The sequence below is a fragment of the Vibrio sp. 1402 genome, from assembly GCF_033340275.1.
In genome coordinates this window covers 1-595 of sequence record NZ_JAWOWE010000456.1, presented here as the reverse complement: position 1 = coordinate 595, position 595 = coordinate 1, and the positions used below count along the sequence as shown (strand labels likewise).

Here is a 595-nt window from a genome sequence, read left to right as displayed (position 1 = left end):
AAGCGCAGAAGTGAAAGATGCATCAGCACTTTCTGGTACAGTTGATCTAATGAACACTTACCCACAAGCTAAAGTTGAGATCACTGGTTACAGTGACACAACGGGTTCTGCTCAGTACAACCAACAGCTAACTGAAAAACGTGCTAAAGCGGTTGCTAATGAGTTTGAAGCGAAAGGTATCGCTGCTGACCGTATGACAGTTAAAGGCATGGGTGAAGCAAACCCAGTTGCTAGCAACGAAACTCGTCAAGGTCGCGAAGCGAACCGTCGTGTGGAAGTAGTTGTTCCTGCGTTTGAATACCAAACGACTGAACAAGCTCAATAATTTGTTGCTATAGCCAACAAAGCAAAAAGCCAGCGTTTATCGCTGGCTTTTTTGATCTTGTCTTCAACCTTATGCTTGGATGGAACCGAGACGGTTGTTGGGCTGTATATTGAAATGACGGCGGCGGCGTGCGCTTTGCTTGTTGTTCATCATTCTGTCATCACAGATTCATAATATCGATGCTCCGTTTAGTAGGAGAGCATGATGCAAAACCTCCCACCACTTAATGCCCTGAAAGCCTTTGAAGCAACAGCCCGTTTGCGAAGCTTT

At 45.5% G+C, this 595-nt stretch carries 1 protein-coding gene; it reads left to right on the top strand.

The features are described from left to right. The coding region (locus R7044_RS26640) for an OmpA family protein (protein ID WP_225456166.1) at nt 1-325 on the top strand (325 nt) is incomplete at its 5' end. Nucleotides 326-595: the final 270 nt, after the last annotated feature.